Source organism: Bacillus sp. PS108, from assembly GCF_037963335.1.
GTDB lineage: Bacteria > Bacillota > Bacilli > Bacillales > Bacillaceae > Bacillus > Bacillus subtilis.
The window spans coordinates 1,092,271-1,115,198 of record NZ_CP150155.1 but is presented as its reverse complement, the minus strand read 5'-3'; the positions used below and the strand labels follow the sequence as shown (position 1 = coordinate 1,115,198).

The 22,928-nt window shown below is 47.0% G+C and carries 18 protein-coding genes; 9 read left to right on the top strand and 9 right to left on the bottom strand.

Translation table 11 applies throughout. The annotated features are described in order from the left end of the window. Nucleotides 1-58: 58 nt before the first annotated feature. Nucleotides 59-1,903 carry an asparagine synthase (glutamine-hydrolyzing) gene (gene asnB / locus NSQ16_RS05715; RefSeq protein ID WP_230488449.1) on the bottom strand — a complete coding sequence of 615 codons (1,845 nt, stop codon included), beginning with the start codon at nucleotides 1,901-1,903 and terminating at the stop codon, nucleotides 59-61. A 145-nt stretch (nucleotides 1,904-2,048) separates the two neighbouring features. Here asnB and NSQ16_RS05710 point away from each other — a divergent pair, with 145 nt between their 5' ends. Then, entirely contained in the window at nucleotides 2,049-2,630 is a 582-nt protein-coding gene (locus NSQ16_RS05710) for a DUF2777 domain-containing protein (RefSeq protein WP_230488477.1), read from the top strand. A gap of 31 nt (nucleotides 2,631-2,661) precedes the next feature. Here NSQ16_RS05710 and wprA read toward each other — a convergent pair whose 3' ends face one another. From wprA to NSQ16_RS05695, 3 genes are all read right to left on the bottom strand, one after another. Then, the gene (gene wprA / locus NSQ16_RS05705; protein WP_216995886.1) at nucleotides 2,662-5,346 is read right to left on the bottom strand and encodes a peptidase S8; all 2,685 of its coding nucleotides are present in this window, start codon (nucleotides 5,344-5,346) and stop codon (nucleotides 2,662-2,664) included. Between the two features lie 167 nt (nucleotides 5,347-5,513). Next, a complete protein-coding gene (locus tag NSQ16_RS05700) occupies nucleotides 5,514-5,870 on the bottom strand; it encodes a YisL family protein (protein ID WP_003244937.1) in 357 nt (118 codons plus the stop codon). A 115-nt stretch (nucleotides 5,871-5,985) separates the two neighbouring features. Continuing rightward, entirely contained in the window at nucleotides 5,986-6,891 is a 906-nt protein-coding gene (locus tag NSQ16_RS05695; protein WP_003233084.1) for a fumarylacetoacetate hydrolase family protein, read from the bottom strand. A 154-nt stretch (nucleotides 6,892-7,045) separates the two neighbouring features. On the opposite strand from NSQ16_RS05695, the gene NSQ16_RS05690 reads away from it, so the two are divergent. The 8 genes from NSQ16_RS05690 (at nucleotide 7,046) to NSQ16_RS05655 (ending at nucleotide 10,641) form a co-directional block, all read left to right on the top strand. Beyond that, nucleotides 7,046-7,969, top strand: a complete 924-nt coding sequence (locus tag NSQ16_RS05690; protein WP_080529155.1) for a CotH kinase family protein — start codon at nucleotides 7,046-7,048, stop codon at nucleotides 7,967-7,969. Between the two features lie 144 nt (nucleotides 7,970-8,113). Beyond that, complete coding sequence (yisI, locus tag NSQ16_RS05685; RefSeq protein WP_003233086.1) at nucleotides 8,114-8,284, top strand: aspartyl-phosphate phosphatase YisI; 171 nt, start codon at nucleotides 8,114-8,116, stop codon at nucleotides 8,282-8,284. A gap of 423 nt (nucleotides 8,285-8,707) precedes the next feature. Beyond that, nucleotides 8,708-8,929 (top strand): spore germination protein, encoded by a 222-nt coding sequence (locus NSQ16_RS05680; RefSeq protein ID WP_003233088.1) that lies wholly within the window; start codon nucleotides 8,708-8,710, stop codon nucleotides 8,927-8,929. A gap of 14 nt (nucleotides 8,930-8,943) precedes the next feature. After that, complete coding sequence (gerPB, locus tag NSQ16_RS05675) at nucleotides 8,944-9,177, top strand: spore germination protein GerPB (RefSeq protein ID WP_003233090.1); 234 nt, start codon at nucleotides 8,944-8,946, stop codon at nucleotides 9,175-9,177. 22 nt (nucleotides 9,178-9,199) lie between these two features. Beyond that, a complete protein-coding gene (locus tag NSQ16_RS05670; RefSeq protein ID WP_003245548.1) occupies nucleotides 9,200-9,817 on the top strand; it encodes a spore germination protein GerPC in 618 nt (205 codons plus the stop codon). After that, nucleotides 9,814-9,990, top strand: a complete 177-nt coding sequence (gene gerPD, locus NSQ16_RS05665) for a spore germination protein GerPD (RefSeq protein ID WP_003233093.1) — start codon at nucleotides 9,814-9,816, stop codon at nucleotides 9,988-9,990. The genes NSQ16_RS05670 and gerPD overlap by 4 nt, the downstream gene beginning before the upstream one ends. Continuing rightward, a complete protein-coding gene (locus NSQ16_RS05660) occupies nucleotides 9,990-10,391 on the top strand; it encodes a spore germination protein GerPE (protein ID WP_010886467.1) in 402 nt (133 codons plus the stop codon). The genes gerPD and NSQ16_RS05660 overlap by 1 nt, the downstream gene beginning before the upstream one ends. A 31-nt stretch (nucleotides 10,392-10,422) precedes the next feature. Continuing rightward, a complete protein-coding gene (locus NSQ16_RS05655) occupies nucleotides 10,423-10,641 on the top strand; it encodes a spore germination protein (protein WP_003233096.1) in 219 nt (72 codons plus the stop codon). 36 nt (nucleotides 10,642-10,677) lie between these two features. Here NSQ16_RS05655 and hlpB read toward each other — a convergent pair whose 3' ends face one another. The 5 genes from hlpB to addB all read right to left on the bottom strand — a co-directional run bounded on the left by hlpB (nucleotide 10,678) and on the right by addB (nucleotide 22,815). Beyond that, nucleotides 10,678-10,980, bottom strand: coding sequence for an HNH nuclease-like protein HlpB (hlpB, locus tag NSQ16_RS05650; RefSeq protein WP_213414398.1), 303 nt, complete (start codon nucleotides 10,978-10,980; stop codon nucleotides 10,678-10,680). A gap of 13 nt (nucleotides 10,981-10,993) precedes the next feature. Further along, nucleotides 10,994-14,386 carry an exonuclease subunit SbcC gene (gene sbcC / locus NSQ16_RS05645; RefSeq protein WP_230488447.1) on the bottom strand — a complete coding sequence of 1,131 codons (3,393 nt, stop codon included), beginning with the start codon at nucleotides 14,384-14,386 and terminating at the stop codon, nucleotides 10,994-10,996. Continuing rightward, nucleotides 14,383-15,558 carry an exonuclease subunit SbcD gene (gene sbcD, locus NSQ16_RS05640; RefSeq protein WP_230488446.1) on the bottom strand — a complete coding sequence of 392 codons (1,176 nt, stop codon included), beginning with the start codon at nucleotides 15,556-15,558 and terminating at the stop codon, nucleotides 14,383-14,385. The genes sbcC and sbcD overlap by 4 nt, the downstream gene beginning before the upstream one ends. Nucleotides 15,559-15,629: 71 nt before the next feature. After that, nucleotides 15,630-19,328: a helicase-exonuclease AddAB subunit AddA gene (gene addA / locus NSQ16_RS05635; protein ID WP_230488445.1), complete on the bottom strand. Its 3,699-nt coding sequence runs from the start codon at nucleotides 19,326-19,328 to the stop codon at nucleotides 15,630-15,632. Next, the gene (gene addB, locus NSQ16_RS05630) at nucleotides 19,315-22,815 is read right to left on the bottom strand and encodes a helicase-exonuclease AddAB subunit AddB (protein ID WP_327837747.1); all 3,501 of its coding nucleotides are present in this window, start codon (nucleotides 22,813-22,815) and stop codon (nucleotides 19,315-19,317) included. Before addB ends, addA begins: the two co-directional genes overlap by 14 nt. Between the last annotated feature and the right edge of the window lie 113 nt (nucleotides 22,816-22,928).

Genomic DNA, 22,928 nt, shown 5'->3' with positions numbered 1-22,928 from the left:
TTCTCGCAATTGTATATGAAGAAAAAGCCGATTCCTTTGAGCAGAATCGGCTTTTTCTTTATCCTTCATCAATATCAATGCGATACGCTTCAAACCATGTATGAATTTGAGCAAGATGGGCGATCAGCTGAGGCCCCTTCATGAGCTGCCCGAACCACGGCACCTTGAAGGAGGAGCCTTCCGTTTCTAAAAGCTGATCTAATTGTTTTCTGTCCAGCAAGGTATGGAGCACGGAGTCCTTTTGGCTTCTGATCGTTTTCAGCCATTCGCTGACGCCTTTTGTATATTCCGGATGATGTGTTTTCGGATACGGGCTTTTTTTGCGATACAGAATGTCATCAGGCAAAATACCTTCAAGCGCTTTGCGTAAAATGCCTTTTTCCCGATTATCATGCATTTTCATTTCCCACGGAATATTCCAAACATATTCCACAAGCCGGTGATCGGCGAACGGCACCCGCACTTCCAGGCTCGCCCCCATGCTCATGCGATCCTTCCGATCCAAAAGGTTCGTCATAAACCAAAGCATATTTAAATAGAACAGCTGTCTTCTTGCTTTATCCACACCCGTTTCACCATCTAATAATGGCGTTTCTGCCAAGGTTTCTTCATATTTGGCATTTACGTATTCTTTCAGATTCAATTTTTTCTGCCATGAGTCAGAAAGCAGCTTGATCCGCTCCTCCGTTGATCTCATCCATGGAAAGCCAGACTCAACATCTGCCGTATGGAACCACGGGTACCCGCCGAAAATCTCATCCGCGCACTCTCCCGATAGGCTGACGACAAAGTCCTTTTTGATTTCCCGGCAAAACCACAGCAGGGATGAGTCGACATCCGCCATTCCCGGCAAGTCTTTGGCCAGTACAGCTTCCTCCAAATGATCAACGAGGTCTTTTTGGCTGATGACGCATTTGTGGTGCGTTGTGCCGAAAGCCTCTGTCATTTTTTCAATCCATGGTCCGTCATCATTCGGCTGAAAAGCGCTTGCTTGAAAATATTTATCGTTCTCTTCGTAATCAATCGAATAAGTATGAAGCGGTGCTTTTCCTTCCTTTTCAAAATGGCCCGCCGCAATCGCTGTAATCGCGCTTGAGTCCAGACCGCCTGATAGGAATGTGCAAACAGGCACATCCGACACAAGCTGCCGCGTCACCGCGTCCTGAAATAACGATCTGACATTGGCAACCGTGTCATCAAAACTGTCCGTATGTTTTTCGCTTTCAACATTCCAATAACGCCAAATATTAAGTCCGTCTTTGGAAAATGTCAGCGCGTGAGCCGGGCGGATTTCTTTTATACCTTTAAATATGCCAGTGCCCGGGGTTCTGGACGGTCCAAGACCGAAAATTTCAGAAAGTCCCGTTCTGTCCACTCGCGCTTTTATATCAGGGTGCGCGAGGATTGCTTTGATTTCCGACCCGAAGAGAAATGAAGAGCCTTCCTTCGTGTAAAAAAACGGCTTTACACCGAGACGGTCTCTCGCGGCAAACAGCAGATTACGCTTTTCATCCCACACAGCGAAAGCGAATATGCCATTGAGATGGTCGACACAGTCTTCCTGCCACTCGATGTAGCTGTGCAGAAGCACCTCGGTATCTGACGTACGCTCGAATTGATGGCCCCGCGCCCGCAATTCTTTGCGCAAATCTTCCGTGTTATAAAGCTCGCCATTGTAAATAATGGTGTACGTATCCCCTTTATAGGTACACGCCATCGGCTGGCGTCCGCCTTCAATATCAACAACCGCAAGTCTTTTATGTCCGAATAAAACATGGTGCTCCCCCCAAACGTTTGAATCATCAGGCCCTCGTTTGGAAAGAGTGTCTGTCATTCTGTCCATCGTTTGTTTTTCCTGGACGAGCTGCTTTTTAAAATCGACCCAACCCGTAATTCCACACATGTGACATCAGCTCCAATCCCGTTTCTTTCGTAACAATTTCGTTTCTTTCAGCACCTTAGTAAGTTTATGCATCTATAGGCAGATAGTTGATTTGTCCATAAAAGAGTTGTATGGGACAGGCTTGAATTGGAAAGAAAAGAGAGGAATGAAGAAAAAGGAGACAGCATGGATGAAACGGAAACAATTGTTATATACAGAGGAACGAAAGTGGGAATACGGCACCATCCTCATTGAAGAAGGCATCTGCTTAATCGAAAACGGTGAAGGCGATATACTGCTGGCGGACAGTCTCCAACACAGCCCAATCTGGATCCATCATAAAGGAAAGTGGGAGCAAGCCGGCTTTCAGGACAAGTTGGTTTTGGCATGCGGTGCAGAAAACATCTCCCTTTCCGGCGGAGAACGCATCCGCTATGAGAAATCAGTCAAGCGGCCGCTCATGGCGCTTTTGGATTCGCTTGACGACGAAACCTTTCTCGCATTTCTGCAGCACTTGCACAGCTTCGGCTTATCGGTATTCGATTGCGTCTTTTCTTATAATAAAGGAGTCTTTTCGAATACTTCAGCGGGGCAGGGTGTGTCCTTTTATCACTTTTCAAATGACACCGCACAATGCGCGATGCAGCATCACTACAGCAGCGAAGGGACAGGAGACCGTTTTGAATGGACGGCTTCAAACGGAAAGCGATCCATTATGTATTCAGCAGTCCAACGGGGGCGCAAATAAAAAAGCGGTGCATCGAGGCACCGCTTTTTGGTTACTTTTCAACAACAACTTTTGCTTCCTTGCTTTCTTTTTTATCTGTATCCGCAGCCGTGACGTACAGCACCGTTCCGGCTTTTTGTTTTTTGATTTTCACCGAAAACGTTCCTTTTGCGTCAGCTTTGGCAGAAGCAATGACTTTCTTTGATTTGTTTTTCACTCTGATCATCGCTTTGCTGTTTGCCTTCCCTTTTACTGCCGTATCCTTCGTTTTCACCGCGTTTACTTTCGGTGTGCCGGAAGGTTTTCCTTTGACGACGACAACTTTATACGATGTTTTCGCATCGCCTTTTGTTGCTTTCACATACAGTACTTGATCCTGTTTTTGAGTCGCGATATTAACCTTGAACGCATTGTCTTTTCCGGCTTTGGCGCTGCCGAGTTTCTTTTTGCCGTTCATCACCTCGATAAGTGTGCCTTCCTTCGCGTTCCCTCTGACAGCTGTTTGAGTGCTTTCCAGCTTGTTGACCTTAAGCTGTAAATCAGCTGCGCTGACAGCCTTCATGACATTCAGCCGCCCGTAGCCTGAATGCCAGTCTACACCAGGTGTCTTCGGAATTTCAATCGGATCGCCATAATCGTCATACAACTCTTCTTCTCCGCCATCGACACTTTCAAAGGAAATATCATCTGCCGTCTTTTTCAACATATCCTCAACTTCTGTTCTTTTCAGCTTAGGATTTTGAGCAAACAGCAATCCTGCAGCAGCGGCAGCATACGGCGTCGCCATAGACGTTCCGCTCATGTACGTGACATTTCCGTTCGGCACTAAGCTCGGGATATCAGACCCTGGAGCAGAGATGTCCAGACCTTTTCCATAGTTAGAGAAATCAGCGGTCATATCCATGCGGTTCGTTGCGCCGACTGACATCACATATTTAGAAGATGCAGGATAAGATAAGGCATTTTCTCCATCATTCCCGCTGGCTGCGGCAATCAACACATTTTTGTCAGCTGCGTACTTCAAAGCAAATTCAAGCACGCGGCTGTAGCCTCCGCCTAAACTTAAATTAATCACCTTTGCTCCTTTGTCAGCAGCATATTTGATGCCGAGAGCAATTTGTTCAGTATCTCCGGAACCTGCGGAATCAAGCACTTTTACAGGGATGATTTTTGCTTTGGCATTCAATCCAGTCATTGAATAGCCGTTATCGCTTTGGGCCGCAATAATGCCTGCGACATGCGTCCCATGCCCCTGATCATCCATTGCATTGTTATTTCGTCCGACAAAATTGTGTCCGAGATCTGTTCTTACTTTTCCTTTTAAATCAGCAAGCGTGCTGTCTACGCCTGTGTCTACTACTGCAATGAGTGTATCGTTAAGCTTGCGTTTGGACAGCAATGTGTTGGCAGGCTCATATTTCACATCCGCGTTTTTGACACCGCCGTTTTCACCGTTGTTTTTAAGCGGCCATTGATAAGGGTACTGAATATCGTTTGCCAGGCTTTTGTATTCCTGCACGGGTTCCGCAAACTCTACATTGGACATCTTGGATAGTGTCGCAGCAGCGCTTTTGACCCTTTTGGCGCTTGCCGTATATGCGCCGTTCTGTTTCTCGTCTTTCGGAAGTTCAAATGAATACAGATTGTCAAACAGTTTCTTTGCCTTTTTCACATTAGATATGTCTTTTTTCGATTGCGCGCTTGCAGAAAAGCCCTTCATTTCATTATGTACGGATGAGAGGCTTTTATTGTCCTTCACCTTGAAAATAACCTTTGTTGTCTGAACTTCACTTTTTGCTGCAATATTGTTTTCTGTTAAAATGGCTCCGGCTGTTTTGCCTTGCAGCTGCTTCATATTTAGTCGGTCCGCTTGTTTCTTTATCTCCTCTTTAAGGAATGACGGGACTGATTGTAAAGCTTTATCATATAGCCGGTTGATCGCTTTTTGATCCTTTTCAGTGATCTTATACGAGGATGATGCTCCGTTTTCTGACACATCGTCAAATAAAGGCTTTAATGTCACAAGATCCTGATAGATTTCATTTCTTGCTGTTTTATTGAGTGCGAGCTTTGCAACGATAAACGGTGCTGCTTTGTAATAAAGGCTTGTCAGTTCTTTGCCTTCTGCTGTTTGGCTCAGCTGCTCATCACGAATCGCTCTCAGCTTATCCAGTATGCCTTTTCCTGATTTCTTCTGATCGACACTCATTTCAACCGGACAAGCTTCTTCCTCTTCTAAATCTGACGGCTGTTTTTTGGTGCCTTTATACCCGATCGTATACTTGGCTTCTGCAGCTGCTTCTGCCGTTCCGCCGTCCTCTGGCTCTTCTTCTCCGAGGTATTCAACTTTTACATAGTAAGGGCCGCTCCACGCGTATGGAAAAATGACTTCGCTTTTTCCATCCTCCGCTGTGAAAGAACGGTACATCTCAAACGTTTCATCTTTAAGCGCTTTTTCCTTACTTGGATATACAGATACATTCAGTACTGAATCACTCTTTACGGTCAGTGCCATATGTGAGTGTTTCTGAATATCCGTTGCTCCCGGAGTCACTTTGTACCATTTCACCTGTTCCGGCTCCTTCATGGCGCCTGTCTGTTCTTTGCCGTTTTCCAGAGCAGCCGCCTGATCGATCGCGCCGGCCGCAGCAGCTTTGGTTCCCGGAGAAAAAAGGCTGAAAATCAGTGCAAAAATAAGCACTGCCGCCACAACCGAGCTGAATTTTCTGCGTTTCATGTTATCCCTCCTGCAAAATAATGAATCTCCTTGAAGGTATCATAATTTCATAGGACGAGATACCGCTTACAGGGAATTTTAAGGTTATTTTAAATGATTTGGAATATGAGGGGATAAATATAAAAAAACCCAACTCTATCAAAGAGCCGGGTTCATAGGTTTTTCTATTAAAACAATTGAAAACCAATTGGCAAATGCAGACCGAGCAGCACTGTCAGCAAAAGGACAATGACGAAGCCGACCCACAGGCCTCCTGTTGATTTTTCTTTTTTCTTGCGGATGAGGAGCATTTCCATCAGGCCGATGGTGATAATGCCCAGAATCATTTTGCCGGCGTATTCTCCGTTCCAGTTGGCGAAACGGACAAACAGCTCAGCTCCTGTCAAAATAATAAGGATATAGAATAACCGCAGAATCATATGAGTGATTTTTGCGCCCTTTGCACTTCCTGACGAATACAGCGAGTAGCTGACGAAAAGCAGAATCAGCGCTACCACCCATGTCGTAATATGTAGGTGTGTCATATATGTTCCCCCTATCAGATAAATTACCCCACTTATAGTACCATGAACTTGTCCTCTGTCACAAAGATGATTATCAGAAAAAACGGGCGGGTCCGGGTCCGCCCTCCAGTTTTATTCAGCCAATTTGGTTTGACAGCGTTCCGATCGGATCAATTGTAATATCAATTTTATCACCTGACCGCAAGAATTTTGGAGGCGTAAACCCCTTGCCGACACCAGACGGCGTACCGGTGGCAATAATGTCGCCCGCTTCAAGCGTCATCCCCTTTGAGAGGGTTTCAATTAATTCCGGAATGGAAAAGATCATATCGCTTGCCGAACCGGATTGGCGCAGCTCGCCGTTGACTCTTGTTTCAACCTTGAGGCGCTCTGGCTCCTGAATCGTTGATTTATGTACAAGCACGGGCCCCATCGGACATGTCGTATCCAAGCTTTTTCCGATAAAAAACTGCTTATGCCTTTTTTGCAGATCACGCGCCGTGATATCATTCACAATCGTATATCCGAAAACATGGTCATATGCATCTTCTTTTGAAATGCGAGTCCCGCTTTTTCCGATCACGACAGCAAGTTCTCCCTCATAATCAAGCTGAGAGGTAACCTCTTCATGGCTCTTTACGATATCACCATGCCCCGTAACCGTTACCGGTGATTTTGTAAATACCATCGGATGCTCCGGAATATCAGCCTCGCTTCCCATTTCAATCGCGTGATCCCGATAGTTTTTGCCGATGCAGATGATATTTTTTGATGGCTTCGGAATGGGTGCATGGAGCTTCACCTCAGATAATGAATACATAAATGATCCCAGCTCATCATTCGGTTTCTTTGCCCACTCGGCCAGCTGCCTTGCATGCGCAACGAATTTATCCCCTTCTGCGATACATTCAATCAGCGATCCCGGAATCGTCTCAAGTTCAAACAGTTTTTTTTCAGCCTTCTGCAAATCCATAATTTTCTCATCGTCAATGATCAGGCCGACAAACATTCGGTTGTAAAGTTCCCCTGTCGCAAATTTCATGTTATTCCTCCATCATCTTTTAAATCAGAATGCTCCTTCATGTATTCTCTGTCGAATGCTGAAATCCCTTTTTCTCCTTTCCGTTTTCATTTCGTTTCAGGACGAGCTTGCTCTACATATCATACAAATGTCGTTTTGAGAAGGAGGAAAGAATATGGAGCGCGTGCATTTATTTTTTCACCGGGAGCAGCTGAAAAGGAAAGGTACTGCCAAGGGGCTTTTCGTAACAGATCGATCTGTTTCTCCCATTCTTCTCACACAGCGTGACAGAGCGGAAAAGGCATCCTATGAAATCAGCTGGGAAAAGTCTCTGCTTGGTGAAAGGACACTTTTTTTGAATGCAGAACAGGATGATCCGTCCCTGATGCGGCGCAGACTCGCCTATTGTTTTTTTGACCAGATCGGCGTACCTGCTCCCGCTGCCTCGTACAGCTTTCTGACCATCAATGGCCAGCCTGAAGGCATTTATTTGAACATCAATAACCATCAGCCAGCCAGTAAAACGAGTTACGGAGTGAAGACGGCCGATCCAAGGGTTCCGTTGTCCCTTTTTAACAATGATTCCTCGGCATTCTTACATGAATTTTTCATACTGATCCGCACAGCCGGAGATGACGAATTGGCTGAAAGGATTAAATTGTATCTGGATGTCAAGCTGTTTTTTTTGTGGCTGATCGGCAACGCCTGCACCAATCAAGGCTTTTACTACACATTTTGTTTAAACGAATCCGGCCGGCTTTACGTTTCCCCGATAGAGACAAGATCGCTTGCCGTACAAGAATGGTATGACGAAGACCCGCTTCTGACAAAAGGAAAGACGCTTTCGTCAAGGCTTCTATCCATTCCCGCCTTCCGGTCGCAATATCACACATTAATGAAAAACGTGCTGAAGCGGTCGTTTACTATTGAACGATTATCTCCTCTCATCAACGAATGGCACCTTGACATTTGTCAAAGTGCTGCTGATGATCCTTTTATCAAAAAAAGCCCCTTTCAGATCGAAAAGGAGCAGACAAACATACTTAGAGAAATTGAGGAACGGCAGGACTTTTTGCAAGCACACTTAGCAAGACTTTAGTCCTTTCTCCATTAAAAAGGCCGCAGCAAAAATTGTCGCTTTTTTAGTCAAATTGACGAAAGGCAACCTTTTGAGCCAAAATAGGTTATACTAACGATATCCTGTATTTATATCAAAATAAAATCTAGAATTGGAGATAGCGTAATGAACAGTAAAATTGAAGAAATGAGGATCACACTAATTGAAACCGCACAAAAATACGGCATGAATTCAAAAGAAACGATTCAATGCAGCCAAGAGCTGGATATCCTGCTGAATACCCGGATTAAAGAAGAAATGATTTTTGGGAGATATCTTGAAAACTCCCGTATGTAAATCATTTTCTATAACAATTAGAATACACCACATGTAACTCCGCTTTTTGCTCAGCACTTCTGGGATATACCTCAGGGCGAGAATGTGCCCGCCCAAAAATCGAATACCGCAGCACGACATACTCCAAAAAGCATTCTACACGCAAAAACACCAAAGAAATAAACAAAAATCACCCTAGGCGGATAGCGGCATCCTTCGCCGCATTTCCGCTCAATTTATACCCAACATCCTCTTTTGCCATGTTTAAACATAACGGCCCGAAAAAAATAAAACGCTTTCATCAAGAGCCGATATGTCCCCTTTAAATTTCTCTCACACATATGTGCGTTTGTCATAAGCTATCGTGAATAGCCCAATTGAAATCAGAATTGTCATTTCACTTTACCTGTCTTTTTTTAATTTTTCAACAAAGGATGTGCTCGTATGCCGGCCATTGTCGGAGCGTTTAAAATTAATGCGATTGGTACGAGCGGAGTCGTTCACATCGGGGACTGCATTACGATTTCTCCTCAGGCTCAGGTCAGAACGTTTGCCGGTGCTGGCAGCTTTAATACCGGCGACAGCCTCAAGGTGATGAATTATCAAAACGCGACGAATGTGTATGACAATGATGCGGTTGATCAGCCGATCGTGGCCAATGCGTAAAAGGAGTGAGGCTCATGAACTTCTATATTAATCAAACCATTCAAATCAACTATCTCCGGCTGGAATCAATCAGCAACTCCTCCATTCTGCAAATCGGGAGCGCCGGATCAATCAAGTCACTGTCAAATTTGTATAATACAGGAAGCTATGTAGAACCGGCACCAGAAGTTTCTGGCTCAGGGCAACCGCTCCAGCTGCAGGAGCCCGACACAGGTTCATTGGTCCCGCTCCAGCCTCCTGGCCGTTAATCATATGAAAGAGGTGAAGAACATGTATGATCAATCTGTTTCCTCTTACCTGCAAAACTTGAATTCCTTCGTTCAGCAGCAGGCGATTCACATTCAGCAGCTCGAACGTCAGCTGAAAGAGATTCAAACTGAAATGAATACGATGAAACAGCGGCCGGCCACTACCATTGAGCGTGTGGAGTATAAATTTGATCAGTTGAAAATCGAAAGGCTCGACGGGACTTTGAACATCGGTTTAAATCCGACTGACCCGAACAGCGTCCAAAACTTTGACGTCAGCCAGTCGACACCGCAAATCGGGATGATGCAGCAGGAAGAGAGCGCTCAGCTCATGCAGCAGATCCGCCAGAATGTCGACATGTACTTAACCGAGGAAATCCCAGATATTTTGGAACAGCTTGAAAATCAATATGACAGCAGACTTGACGATACAAACAGACATCATGTTATTGAAGACATCAGAAAACAAATGGACAGCAGGATTCACTATTATATGTCCCATATCAAAAAAGAAGAAAATACACCGCCTGCACAATATGCAGAACATATCGCTGAGCATGTGAAGCGTGATGTCATCCGCGCTGTAGAACACTTTCTGGAGCATATTCCATCAGAAATGAAAGGAGATGAGCAAGCATGATCTTTACAGTCATCAACCGCAGCTTGGAAGTCGGGGACATCCGGATGAACGGTGTGTCCAGTTCCTCCGTTTTCCACATCGGAGACACTGAATCCATTTACCTGTCTTCTATTTTTGATACACCACCTGAATCTCTTATTATTGGGCCGTTTGCTCCGCTTGCGCCAGAATAATGCTTAAACGCATATCGCGCATCAGACTAGTTAAGTTTAATTCTCTCGGGATCGCAAGTGTGTTTCAAGTTGGCGACACAAATGAAATCGATATGAGTGTAAAAGTATTTGCTGTGCAGCGTTCTCTGTCCACGTTTTACCATAATGAAGGCTCATTTAACAAAAAGGAGTATCAGATCTTTCAGCAGCAGGCCGTGAAGCCGCTCCCCGAAACAGGTGTACAAAGCGCGTTTTGCCACGAGGTGCCGGCTATTTATGTTCGCAGCATCAAAATTCAAGGGGTCTCAGCCTCTTCTGTTTTACATGCCGGATCAGCTTCGCTTATTCGCGGTGATGCGAGACTCAAACATATCAGACAGATTCAGTCTCCGCGCTCACAATCGCCCGCCAAGAACATATAATAAACAGAGACTTCGATAAAGGGTGTCGTTTATGCCAGCAATTGTCGGGCCTATAGCTATCAATTCCATATCGGGCGGAGTCGTAAACTTTGGTGATTCCTTTTACCTTTCTCCGAAAAGCTCTTCAAAATCTGCGCTCGGTTCGGGAGCAGGAAACACGGGAGATTTCCTTCTATTAAATAATGCAGTCAACGCGACAAATTATATAGACCCCGATGTCAACGATCAGGATATGGTTGGAAACGGATAAAAGCAGCCGCTCTGCAAAGAGAGGGCTGCTTTTTAGTCATTTTTTCTTTTTTCGTTCATTTGATTTCTTTGTTTTGATCAGCTTCTCAGGCGGCTGTTTTCTGATCCATTTGACAAACCGGGCAAGCTCTGGATCGCTTCTGAGTCCAGCCATTCCGTTTAAACGTACGGCGAGCTCTTGATTGGTATATAAGGCATGAATCTGTTTATGGCAAGGAATACAGAGCATCGCTGTCGGCAAAAACGTTCCGCCTTCCTCTTTCGGTGTGAGATGATGCTCTGTCAGCTGGACATTGCTCCGGCCGCACAGCTCACATATTCCGGCAGTCTGCTTTGCCATATCCGCTCCTCCCTTACATCAACTCAAGTGATACCCGCGTACCGCGGCCGCTCGGTTCAGCCGGATGGACGATCAGCTTTTTCGGAAGCCGTGCACGCAGTTCCTGCACATGGCTGATGACACCGACAGCCAGATTGTCTGACTGAAGTTTTTCCAAGGCCGTTACAACCGTATCAAGCAGATCTTGATCCAGTGTGCCGAAGCCTTCATCTAAGAAAAAGAACTGCAGCGGGTATTCCCCCCGAAGCTGAATCTGCGCAGACAGCGCAAGAGCAAGTGAAAGCGAGGTGAGGAAGGTCTCTCCTCCAGACAAACTGGAAACCGGGCGTCGTACGCCTCCATTCGCGTCATCCCGCATCACGAAGCCGCCTTCTGAATCTACTTCGATAGCATAGCGCTGTCTTGTCAGCATACTGAGTCTTGCTGAGGCGTCCCTCGCAACGCTTTCAAGCTGCTCCTCAGCTAAAAATTCGACGAAGGTATTGCCTTTAAACACAGCTTGCAGCTTGTCCAGCCTGTCGATATGCGTCTGCCATTTTTTCAGTTCAGCTTCAATTTCATTAAACCGTTTATGATGGTCGCGAATGACAGCCAGTGCTTTTGCTGCCGCGCCTTTTTCCTCTATAGCAGCGCCAAATGCGTCCTCAGCTTCTTGTAATGCTGCAACGGTTTCGTTCCATTCGCTCTCTGATAATGCTCTGCCGGCAAGTATCTCTGCTACTCGTTTTAAGTTTGCAGCATTTTGCTTCAGTTTATCCATAAACTGGTCTATGCCGGTTTTCATCTTTTCAAGTTCATCAGCTGGGATGAGACTTTGTTCAACCTCCTCAGTCCGGGTAATGGAGGTGTTTTTTGTATTCTCAAGCCAAGCAGCTTTTGCTTTTTCCAATCTGCCCTTCGCCTCTTGAAGAGTGAGCTCGCTTGCAGAAGCGCGGCTTTTCGCTTGGTTGAGCTTCATTTGGGCGCTTTGCAGTTCTTCATATAAAGATTGTTCTTTTTCCTTTAACAGCTTTAGATCCTGCTGGACAGAGCGGAGTTTGATTTGAATCGAATCTCCTTTTGCATAATCTCCGAGTTCGTGCTCATAATCAGCTATCACGCTCTTGATGCGTTCAGCCGCATAGTGAAGCTCCAGCTTTTCCCGTTCAAGCCGGTGTCCAGATTCCCGCAGTTTTTCCTTTTGTGCTTCATGCTCAGCAAGAAACGCGATACTCTTCTCAATTCGTTTTTCACATTCTTCTGCAGCCCGGTCCTTTTCTTCAATGGCTTGCTGCCATTTTTCTGCTTCGTCCACAGATTGATTCTGAAATGCTTCTTTAAACATGTTCAGACTGCTGTCCATTGAGGATTGAAGCTCGCTGATGATGCTTTCAATACGGTCAGCTTCTCTTTTTTCAAAACCGATTTTTTCATTAAGCTGCTCGGCCTTTTTTAAAGACTCCTGATAGGCGCCAATCATTTGTGCCATTCGTGTCTTAACAGAAAGAATGTCCTGCTTGATTCGTTTCCATTCGAATTTGGCAGTTTCAAATGCTTCATACACCGGCTGATGTTCGAAGGAAGCTGCCGCTTCAAGGTTCTGTGTTTGAATTGTCTGCAAAAACGGACACTGTTCAATAAAGCGCGCGGACTGTTCTTCAAGCGTAATTTTGGCTGAAAGAATCTCCTGGCTGAGAGCTGCAGCTTCCGTCAATAACACATCTGTCCGTTTGATGTCCTCTTCAAGATGGCTGTCGGCTTCATACGTTTCATGTACTGAGGCAGATGGATCATGATCGGTTGAACCGCATACCGGGCAAGGCTTTCCGGCAGTCAGCTTTTGGGCTAACTCTTTTGTCAGCAGTGCCACCCTTGCTTTTTCACGCTGTAAGTGAAGCGTGTGTTGACTCTTTCTAGCCTCTTCCGTCATATGTGTTAATGAGCGTTCCGTTTCGCACACCAAATGGTACACAGTTTGTACAGCCTCATATGCCTGAATGATGTTGTTTTCTTCCGCTTCCGTCTTTCGAACGAGTGTATTCTTCTCTTCATTCATCTTCTGAAGCACGAGGTTCAATTCGTCACTTCGTTTTTTCTCTTTTTTGATTTGCTCCTCGGTTTGTCTGATGCGCAATGCCATTTCTGCGGCCTGCTGGCAGCTTTTTCGCTCATCTGATGTCACCTGCAGGGATTTGAGCTGCTGCTTCAATTCTGTCTGTCTGTTTTGCCCTCGTGTCAGGCGGTCTGTTACGGTCTCTAATTCATTCATGACAGATTGAAGAGCCTCTTCTTTCTGCCGGAGGTCAGCCTTTTTGCGCTCTTCCTCTTGCTTGGCCTCACTCAGTTTGATTTCGATTTCCTGCAAGCGTGAAAGCTGTTCCTGTTTAGCTAAAAGCTCAGGCTCTTTCTCGCTTTTATGCTGGCGCCACGCTTCATACTCTTCATGTTTTTGCTGAAAGAAAGCTGTCCGGTCTGCTAAATCCTTTTGGGCTAGCGTTTGTTCCTTTTCAGCTTGCTCCTCATGCTGGATCGCTTCTGCGTACCGGTCCGCATAGGGCTTAAGGGCTGCTGCTGTTTCTGCTTCCAGCAGGCGTTTTTGCATGCTGTCTATATGCGGCTGTTCTTCTGCGAGACGTTTTTCCTCTTCTTCATAAGCGGATTTTTCCTTTTGGACATTCCATATCTCCTGATGCTCTGTAAACCGCTCCTTCGCCTGATCACGATTCTTCCTCATCGCTTCCAGCTGGGCTTCAGCTTGTTCGAGAGCCTTTTCAGCCTGCTCCACTGCCTCTGAGCTCGCCTCACCGAGACCGGACTGTTCAGCAAGCATTTCATTTTTTCTCGCATTGGCTTCCTGCGCCTGCCGTCTCAGCTTTTTCACAAGCCTGTCTCCATATTGCTCCAAATTAAATAAACGCTGAAGCATATGCCTGCGCTCTGCCCCTTTTAAAGACAGAAATTCAGCAAATTTCCCTTGGGGCAGCACCACCGCTCTCGTAAAATCGTCGATCGTCAGCCCTAAGAGCTCCTCAACTCTTTTATTCACTTCGCTGGCTTTATCAGCCAGCACCGTATGCTCGTCCTTGATTTCGATGAAGCGGCAAAGTGCCGTTTTTACCTTCATTTCATCCGTTCTCTTAAACACACGCTCGACTTTGTATGAGATTTGGTGATTCGTCTGAAGCGCAAAGGTAAAGGAAACAGACAGCGTATCTTCCGCCTGGTTTAAGATACCGTGCGTATTATTCGCCGCCCGTTCCACCTTTCCGTATAAAGCAAGCGTCATTGCGTCGAGAATAGAGGATTTACCGCTTCCTGTCGGGCCGAAAATGCCGAAAACACCGGCACCGGAAAGGCCTTCAAAATCTATCGTCTGCTCCTCTCTAAAGCTGTGGAGTCCCTTAATGCTTAAGGCGATCGGCTTCATTTCGCATCCTCCTCTTCAACGCCTGATGCAAGCTCTAAAAACAGCTTCACCATTTCTTCATCCGGCACCGCACCGCCAGTTTGTTTTTCATAAAATTTCTTAAAGCGGTCCTCGATTGAGACATGTTTAACCTCGATCCGTTCCCGCTCTTTGTTCTGTTCTTCAAAAACCGGCCTGATATGGATAAAGCCCGGGTGCGCCTTCCGCAGCCTGTGAATCTCTTCAAGTGACAGCTGGTCCGCGACACGGATTTCCAAGTCAATCCAAGCATTCTGATCTCTGCCTTCATCCAGCCAGCTGTACACCTCACTTAATCCATTTGCCGCTTTCCACTTCACAAGTGGCTTGCCGCTTGATAATAACACCTCTTGCCAAGTGGCCTCTTCCCCAGGCTTTGCGTCCACAATCGTCACTGATTTAGCATAGCCCGCTTCAGAAAAGCTGTAGGCGAGCGGAGATCCTGAATAACGCGCAAGCGTCCGCGCCCGCTTGATCGTTTGCGGGCGATGCAAATGGCCGAGCGCAACGTAAGCGGCATCTGCCGGCAGGCTTTCAGCAGCCACCGTGTATGCACCGCCGACTTCAATCGGCCGCTCTGAATCGGTTTGGTTTCCGCCTGCCACATAAATATGGCTGGCGGCAATCTTCACTGCATCGGTCCGGAACCGGCTTGTCATATGCTCAAACGCCTGCCTGATTTTCACATCATAGTGATCACGGAGCAGCTTTTCATCAAACGTATCGGATAGCACTTCATTTAACCGCGCTTCAGATGGGTACGCCAGTGCTCCAACCGCCAAAAGCTCTCCTGCTGAAGGCACTTCAATATGAATCGGCTCTGTTGTCGGATAACCGATTAAATGAATGCCGTTTTCATGTGTCAGCGGTGAAGCGGCGGACAAACGGTCAGGATTATCGTGGTTTCCGGCAATGACGACGATCGGGCGCTTTCCTCTGTCGCTAAGCGCAGACAGGCTTTCATAAAACAGCTGCTCGGCTAAAGCTGGCGGGTTTACGGTGTCAAATGCATCCCCCGCCATTATAATGGCATCGATCTGCTCATCCTTTACAATCGTATTCAATTCATCCAGCACATCGGCCTGCTCACTCAGCCTGCTTCTTCCTTCAAGCGTTTTTCCAAGATGCCAGTCAGCTGTATGTAAAATCCGCAAATGCTTTCACCTCTCTTTTATATAGAAAACGAGATCCGCTCCGCCACAAATCCCGGAGCTTATGGATCTCGCTATAATGTCAGAATGTGCCCCCCGTCAAAGAAATAAAGCGCACACCCCTTTACCTTTGTTTTTGCAATTTGCTCCACTGCCTTCGTGTACAGCTGAATTTGCGTTTCATATCGTTTCTTCAAGATCGGGGCCGCTCCTTCAAATCCATGCTGGAATTTGCCCTCAATCCGGTCCGACTTATAATCCAATAGATATAATCCGTCCTCAGTTTCATAGAGACAGTCAATGATACCCTGCACTAAAAGCGGCTCATCTGCCTCCTGTGCATCAGGATAGATCTCCTTGGCCGGAAGCGCTAAGCTGAATGGTATTTCCCGGTCCTTCCACTTAGCACCGATCAGCTGTCCGCCGATTTCTGTATGGAAAAATTGCACGATTTCTTCTATATCAATAGCGTCTTTTTGTTCTTCAGTGAGAAGCTCTTTTTCATAAAGCCTGTGAACCGTCTGCTCAGCTTCTTCTATCGACGGCACATGTGACAGCGGGATATGCTGCATAACCGTATGCATGGCAGTCCCTTTCTCTGCCGCTGTCAGGCCTTTTTTCATCATAAAAGCGGGACGTCTGTACAGAATGCTTCCATCAGCCGGTTTTACAGGGGCCCTGCCGCTGTATTCATCCTCGTACTCTCTTTTTCTTTTGATCTCAGAAACCGATTGCTTTGTCCGAATTTGCGTCACCTCGTGATGCGGGTATGTCCAGCTCAGCTGCTCGCGGGCTTTTTCATCAAACGCAAACGAGCCGGGAACTGGTTCACCTCGGCGGATCGCTTCTAGGCGCTCGCTTTTTTCTTCCATTCTTTCTTCCAGATCATCATCAAGCAAATCATAGGAATGGATCATTTGAACGGCAAAACGAGCCGGGTGACCTGAGATGTCAGCGTGTGCTGGCACACCAGCCAAATCCCCCAAGTCTCTGTGCCTGGCAAGAGCCGGCCCGATGAAATCTAGATACGTTTTCGCCTGATAGCGGTCAAATTCCGGCAGAAGCCAATCAGTTTGGGACGCGGATGCCTGCCATTTTGCAAGCTGTTTCTGATGATCCTTACATGAGCCAATCAGAAACAGCTTTTCCTTCGCTCTCGTTAATGCAACATAGAGAACACGCAATTCCTCTGACAGCAGCTCCCTGCGCATTTTTTTCTTCATCGCAATGAGCGGAAGTGTCGGATAGCTGATGCGTAATTGCGGATGAATATACTTCGTGCCGAACCCGAGCTCCTTATCCAGCAGGTACGATTTATTTAAATCCATCATGTTGAAATTCCGGCCGAGACCTGCTGCAAACACGACTGGAAATTCGAGCCCTTTGCTGCTGTGGATCGTCATTAAGCGGACAACATCCTCCTGTTCGCTGAGCGCTCTCGCCGTACCAAGATCATCGCCCCGCTCCTGCATGCGTTCGATAAACCGCAGGAAGCGGAACAAGCCTCGAAATGCTGTTGATTCATATTGACGCGCCCTGTCATAAAGAACACGCAAATTGGCCTGGCGCTGTTTTCCACCCGGCATGCCGCCGACATAATCCATATATTTGGTGTCGCGGTACACTTCCCAAATCAGCTCAGATACTGAGTGGTTTTTCGAAAACGCGCGCCATTTTTGCAGATGTCCGTAAAACGTATTTAGCTTTTGATAAAGCTCATCGTTCCGGTCACCAGCAGCCAGGTAGTCTTTCATCGCCTCATAGTACGGCGCTTTTTTATTTTCAAGCCGGATCAAAGACAGCTCGTTTTCATCTGCTCCGACAATCGGTGAGCGCAGCACAGAGGCAAGCGGTATATCCTGATACGGATTATCAATCACCTTCAGCACAGAAAGCGCGACGGCGACTTCGACCGCTTCGAAATAGCCTGACGTTAAATTGGCGTAAACCGGTATGCCCTGTGCTCTCAGCTCCTCCATGATTTGCGGAGCCCACGGCATCGAACGGAGCAAAATCACGATATCTCGGTATTGAATATTGCGATGTGTTTTCTTTTTTCCGTCATACACCTTAAATGGCGATGAAATCAGCTTGCGAATTTCCTTAGCGATGGCTTTTGCCTCAAACTGCACCGTTTCAAGCTCTTCTGCTTCCTCGCTTGCATCCGTATCTTCTGCGTTGTCGATCAGCAGCAGCTCTGTTTCCGTCTCGTCATTGTCCGGATACGCTGCACCAAGCTTCAGCTCAGCCTGCTCGTCATAATCGACCTCACCGATTTTGCCGCCCATCAGCTGTTTAAATAAAAAGTTTGTGCTGTCTAAAATATCAGCCCGGCTTCGGAAATTTTTATTTAAATCGATTTTCCGCCCCGTGCCTTCTCCGCTCTCTGTAAACCGTTTGTATTTAGAGAGGAAAAGAAGCGGCTCCGCAAGCCTGAATCGATAAATCGACTGTTTGACATCTCCTACCATAAACAGGTTGCCAGTCTCCTCCGGCCCGCTTGTGACGAGCTGCAGAATCGATTCCTGCACAAGGTTGGTATCCTGATATTCGTCAACGAGCACTTCATGAAACTGTTCCTGATAAAACCTTGCAGCCTCGCTCGGCTCACGTTCACCTTTGTCATTCTCAGCTGTCAAAATCGCTAAACAGTAATGCTCCAAATCAGAAAAATCGATGATTGATTTTTCCTGTTTCGCAGCTTCGAATCGTTTTCCATAGCTGATGACAAGCTGTACGAGCGTTTCAATGACAGGCTTCATCTCGGCTAGGCTTTTCAAGTGCTGTTCAGGACTTCGCGTGAAGTAGTCGGTTTTGAGCTTTTCAAGCAGTTTTTTTGCGCCGTTTCTCAAATCTGTCGCCTCATCAAGGAGCGCTGGATCGAACTCATCCCCTTTTACTGCTTTGGCACGCTTAAAAGAGACGGCGGGCACCCGCTTATATAGTTCACTGAAATCGTCCTGATGCTGAATCAGTTCATCAATCTGCGCAAGATCATCAAGAAAATTGTCAGCACGCGGCGCCGGGCCGCCCGGCGCTTTCGTCAGCTCAAGCGCGCGCAAGAGCTTTTCCTTCGCCCCGTTAAGCACCATTGCAATATCTTCTTTGACATATTGATAAAACGGCAGCTCCTCGATGGCGCTCTTTTCTGATACATCATACAAATGAACAAAGCTTTCCAGCCACGCCTCCGGGTTGGGATGGGATCGGGAATACTCGTACACCTGTTTAACGAGAAATTGCAGATCCAGATCATGCCGGTCTGTCGTATAGCGGTCAACAAGCTCAAAAAACGCCTTTTCACCCTTTGCGTATTCGTCTTCAAACAGCTCGTCAAGCACTTCATCCCCGAGCAGCTCGCCTTCCGTCTGATCAGCTATCCGAAAGCCCGGATCAAGATCGATCAAGTAGTAATATTTCTTCAGCACTTGCAGGCAAAAGGAATGGAGCGTCGAAATGCTGGCCCGGTTTAAAAGAGCCAGCTGGCGTCTAATATGCAGCGAGCCGGGGCGCTGTACAAGCTCTTTTTCCAAGGCTTCTGCGATTCGGTGCTTCATCTCTGCCGCTGAGGCGTTTGTAAATGTCACAACGAGAAGACGGTCTACATCTATTGGGTTTTCCTCCGCGGTGATTTTCCGAATCATTCGTTCAACGAGCACAGCGGTTTTACCAGAGCCCGCAGCCGCTGCCACAAGAATATCCTGGCCGGTTGAAACAATGGCATTCCATTGGTCATCTGTCCATGTGCTGTCTGCCGGTTTAGGAATGTTCATTGCCATCCGCCTCCTTTTTTATCCACTCAAGTATTGTCTTGTCCTTTTCAGCCTTTAATGGGCGATACTCGTTTTCTTCCAGTGATTCATCAAATTGGCATACTGATTTGAACGCACAGTATGTGCACGGCGTCTTGTTCTTCATTTTGTACGGCTCAATGGATACGCGTCCGTCGGTGATTTGTTCGCCCGCTTCCTGGAAGGTGCGGCGCACATGCTTTGTCAAAAGATCAAATTCCTTTTCACCGACTGCTGCCGAGTCTGATCTAAGAGATCCGTCTTTTTTCAAGCCGGCGTTTATGATATTTGACCGTCCCTCTTGAAGGGTTGTATCCATGAGGCGAACCACTTCCTGATCACCGAGGAGCAAACCCTTCATTTTAAATTTCTTAAAAATCTCCTGTTCAATCTCGTCAAGCCCAAGCGGGAGATTAGATTGAATCATCGGGTCATGAATATGGAAATACAGCACTCCGGCAGGCGTCGCCCTCATCCCGAGCCAGTCAGCTGAATGTGTGATCGATAAATCAAGGTACGTCAGCATTTGCAGTGCCAATCCGTAATATACTTCCGCTAAGTCAAGGCCTTTGTCGCTTGATTTATAATCGACAATCCTGAGGAGCAGGCCTTTTGAGCTTTCAGCCTTATCAACACGGTCAATTCGCCCGACGAGTTCCATCGTACAGCCGTTTTTCAGTTGAAAGGTCAGCGGCGGAAGCGGCCCTTTTCCTCCAAAGCCCAGTTCAAGCCCGATCGGTACGAATCCGCTCGCTTTCGCATGCTCGCTTAAAATGCCGGACACACGTGTCACAATTTTTTGCAGTTTTTCCTTCACATAATAATGCCGGTTTGAGCTGAGCAGAATTTCCTTTTGCAGTTTCGGTGCCAGCCGCTCTACCGCATCATAGGAAAACAGCTCGCATTGCTCTTTCGTTAAATCGCGCCAATCCAGCTTTTTCTCACGTAGCCTGTCTGAAATCAGCTTTAAGCTGGAATGAAACAGCTGGCCGATATCCGGTGCTTCAAGCTTGAAGAATTGCCGTTCCTTCAGATGCAGCCCGTGTGACGCAAAATGGGAAAACGGACACGCGTTAAAGGTTTCCATTCTTGAGACACTGCCCTGAATGCGTTCACCATAGAGCTGTCTCGACACGCTGCGTTCAAGCTGCTTCACTTCATTCCGGAAAAACAGGCTTGAGAACAGCTTTTTCGATTGCAGCATGTCCGGCTCACTCATCAGCACATTGTACGTGCTCCACCAGACGTCGCTGATGTCGTATTCCCGAGTCCATAACCTGAGCTGGCTCGCGGTAAAGGACTGTGCCACGCTTTTATTCACGACATACATCAGCTGTTCCTCATCGCTGACCTGTTCAGGTTCATTTGTTAACAGGCGCTCCTTATGATGCGGAAACAGTTCTTCCAGCCGCTTAACGATCATCGACGGCAAAAGCGTTTTTCCTTCCGCATCAGCAATCGGATACGATACGTAAAGCCGGTCAGACGGACTTGAAAACGCCATGTAGATGAGGAAATGCTCATCAAGCAAACGCTCCCGTCCGCCTGAGGATAGCTCAACCCCAATCGTTTTCAGCCATTCCCGGTCATCATCCGACAGGACCCCGTTTTCATCAGGGCGTGCCGGCAGAACGCCGTCGTTTGCCCCGAGCACAAAGGTGCAGGAGGTGCCATACATTCTGGACAAATCCATATTGCCGACAAACACCTGGTCAAGCGCAGGCGGAATTAGAGAAAATGTAAGCGACTCCGCGCCGGCTTCTATCATTTGCTGAAACAAATCAAGAGAAATCTCATCATCTCCCATCATTTCAACAAACTCCTCAAGCAGCTGAATGACTGCGTCCCACGCCTGCTGATGCTGCTGTGCTTCAATGATTCTGCCGTCATCCTCAGCACGCTGCCTTTCCTGATCCAGCTTCAGCGGCACATCCGTCTCTTCTAAATAACGATAGAGCGCCTCCGCCTTCTCTTGAACCGTCTTCGCTTTTTTCATGCGTTTTTGAAGCTGAAAAAGCGGCGGAACAATCCAATCGCGGGTGTCATTCAACATGTTTTCCATTTCGATTTCCTGATCAGTCTGCGCAAAATCATCATCCAATGACACAAAACGCCTGTATTGGAACCGATCGCCCTTTGTCCAGCGGTCGCCTTTAATACCATAGGCGATACAGTAATTTTCGAGCTGATCGACCTGTTCTCTCACTTTGGCCTTCGGTTCATTGAGCGGGAATAGCAGTTCGGTTTTCACGCAGCGAAACACCGCTTCATAACGCCAATTCCCTTTCAGAACATCAAGGCTTGACCGGATAAATTCAATTAACGGGTGGTTCAGCATAGATGCTTTTCCGTCAATGAAATAAGGAATCTCGTAATCTGCGAAAACTTCCTTCACCATATCCTTGTAGTCTTCCGGCTGGCGCACAAGAATGGCTACATCCTTATAGCGATATCCCTTCTCTCTGACTAGGGCGTGAATTTCCCGGGCAATTCCTTCCAGCTCAGCTCGTCTGTTTGCGGCCTGCATCACAGTAAGGGCTTCTTGTTTTTCTGCGTATGGAATGGCCGGACGCGCTTCATACTGTGCCTCTAGATGCGCCAATTCCGGCGTCTTTGTATGCCGCTCAGTCCCGCTCAGCTCTTTATACGTAATGTCCAAATTCAGTTCCTTCGCCTTCTGATGCAGGCGGTAATAGGTTTTCCCCGTCATTCTGAACAATTCCAGTTCATGCGGCTCCCGCTCATATGACGGCTTGTCCGCTGTGAGCGAAAACGTGATATGCTCCGCATGAACCATAAGCTGCTCCAACACCCTGAATTCCTGCGGGGTAAACTGATAAAAGCCATCCACATAGATATGGGCGCCTTTTATATCTTCCGCAAACGGGATATGCTCTGCCAGCAATGTCAAATAATCCTCAGAGTGAAGATATTGATCTGCGAGGCTTTTTTCCATTTGCTGATACAGAATTGATAAGTCATGGAGCTTTTCAGATAAAACACGTTCTCCGCGATACTCGGAAGCCGTTCCGCTTTCCGCCATCCGGCGGATATCCTCCGGTTCCAGACAATAGCGCTTAAACTCTGTCAGCATCCGCTCAACCTGTGCGGTAAACCCGCTTTTGTCACTCGCTTTTTGATAGACTTTGAACTCCTGTTTATGCTCCTCAATGAGCTTCCGCAGAAGCATTTGTACGCCGGTGCTCGTCAGAAACGGCCTGCTCATTCCTCCCGTATGCTGGAGGACGCGCCAGGCCAATCGTGAAAAACTGAACACTTGAGCGCGTATCATCCCGCCCATATCTGGCGTTTTAGCAAGCTCGTATTCCATTAAAAACGTCATTTGATCCGGGACTAGAAAAATGATCGGCTTCCCGAATGGAGCCCGGCGCAATTCATCCTGAATGCTGTTGATGATCAGCTTCGTTTTTCCACTCCCGGACCTGCCTACTAAAAACTCTGCTCCCAAATTAGAAGACCCCTCTCTTTTTATCTCTATATATTTTATCGAATGTTGACGAAAATGACCAATCTGATCTATTGGTAAAAACGGCCTTTTCACATATAAAAAGCTGATTATCT

Excerpts from the sequence above, each read along its gene's own strand:
- NSQ16_RS05660 (WP_010886467.1), top strand. The coding sequence starts at position 9,990 with ATGCTTAAACGCATATCGCGCATCAGACTAGTTAAGTTTAATTCTCTC.
- NSQ16_RS05690 (WP_080529155.1), top strand. The coding sequence starts at position 7,046 with ATGGAGCGCGTGCATTTATTTTTTCACCGGGAGCAGCTGAAAAGGAAA.
- gerPD (WP_003233093.1), top strand. The coding sequence starts at position 9,814 with ATGATCTTTACAGTCATCAACCGCAGCTTGGAAGTCGGGGACATCCGG.
- NSQ16_RS05710 (WP_230488477.1), top strand. The coding sequence starts at position 2,049 with ATGAAGAAAAAGGAGACAGCATGGATGAAACGGAAACAATTGTTATAT.
- NSQ16_RS05655 (WP_003233096.1), top strand. The coding sequence starts at position 10,423 with ATGCCAGCAATTGTCGGGCCTATAGCTATCAATTCCATATCGGGCGGA.
- sbcC (WP_230488447.1), bottom strand. The coding sequence starts at position 14,386 with ATGAAGCCGATCGCCTTAAGCATTAAGGGACTCCACAGCTTTAGAGAG.
- NSQ16_RS05670 (WP_003245548.1), top strand. The coding sequence starts at position 9,200 with ATGTATGATCAATCTGTTTCCTCTTACCTGCAAAACTTGAATTCCTTC.
- gerPB (WP_003233090.1), top strand. The coding sequence starts at position 8,944 with ATGAACTTCTATATTAATCAAACCATTCAAATCAACTATCTCCGGCTG.
- yisI (WP_003233086.1), top strand. The coding sequence starts at position 8,114 with ATGAACAGTAAAATTGAAGAAATGAGGATCACACTAATTGAAACCGCA.
- hlpB (WP_213414398.1), bottom strand. The coding sequence starts at position 10,980 with ATGGCAAAGCAGACTGCCGGAATATGTGAGCTGTGCGGCCGGAGCAAT.
- wprA (WP_216995886.1), bottom strand. The coding sequence starts at position 5,346 with ATGAAACGCAGAAAATTCAGCTCGGTTGTGGCGGCAGTGCTTATTTTT.
- NSQ16_RS05700 (WP_003244937.1), bottom strand. The coding sequence starts at position 5,870 with ATGACACACCTACATATTACGACATGGGTGGTAGCGCTGATTCTGCTT.
- NSQ16_RS05680 (WP_003233088.1), top strand. The coding sequence starts at position 8,708 with ATGCCGGCCATTGTCGGAGCGTTTAAAATTAATGCGATTGGTACGAGC.
- addA (WP_230488445.1), bottom strand. The coding sequence starts at position 19,328 with ATGAACATTCCTAAACCGGCAGACAGCACATGGACAGATGACCAATGG.
- NSQ16_RS05695 (WP_003233084.1), bottom strand. The coding sequence starts at position 6,891 with ATGAAATTTGCGACAGGGGAACTTTACAACCGAATGTTTGTCGGCCTG.
- asnB (WP_230488449.1), bottom strand. The coding sequence starts at position 1,903 with ATGTGTGGAATTACGGGTTGGGTCGATTTTAAAAAGCAGCTCGTCCAG.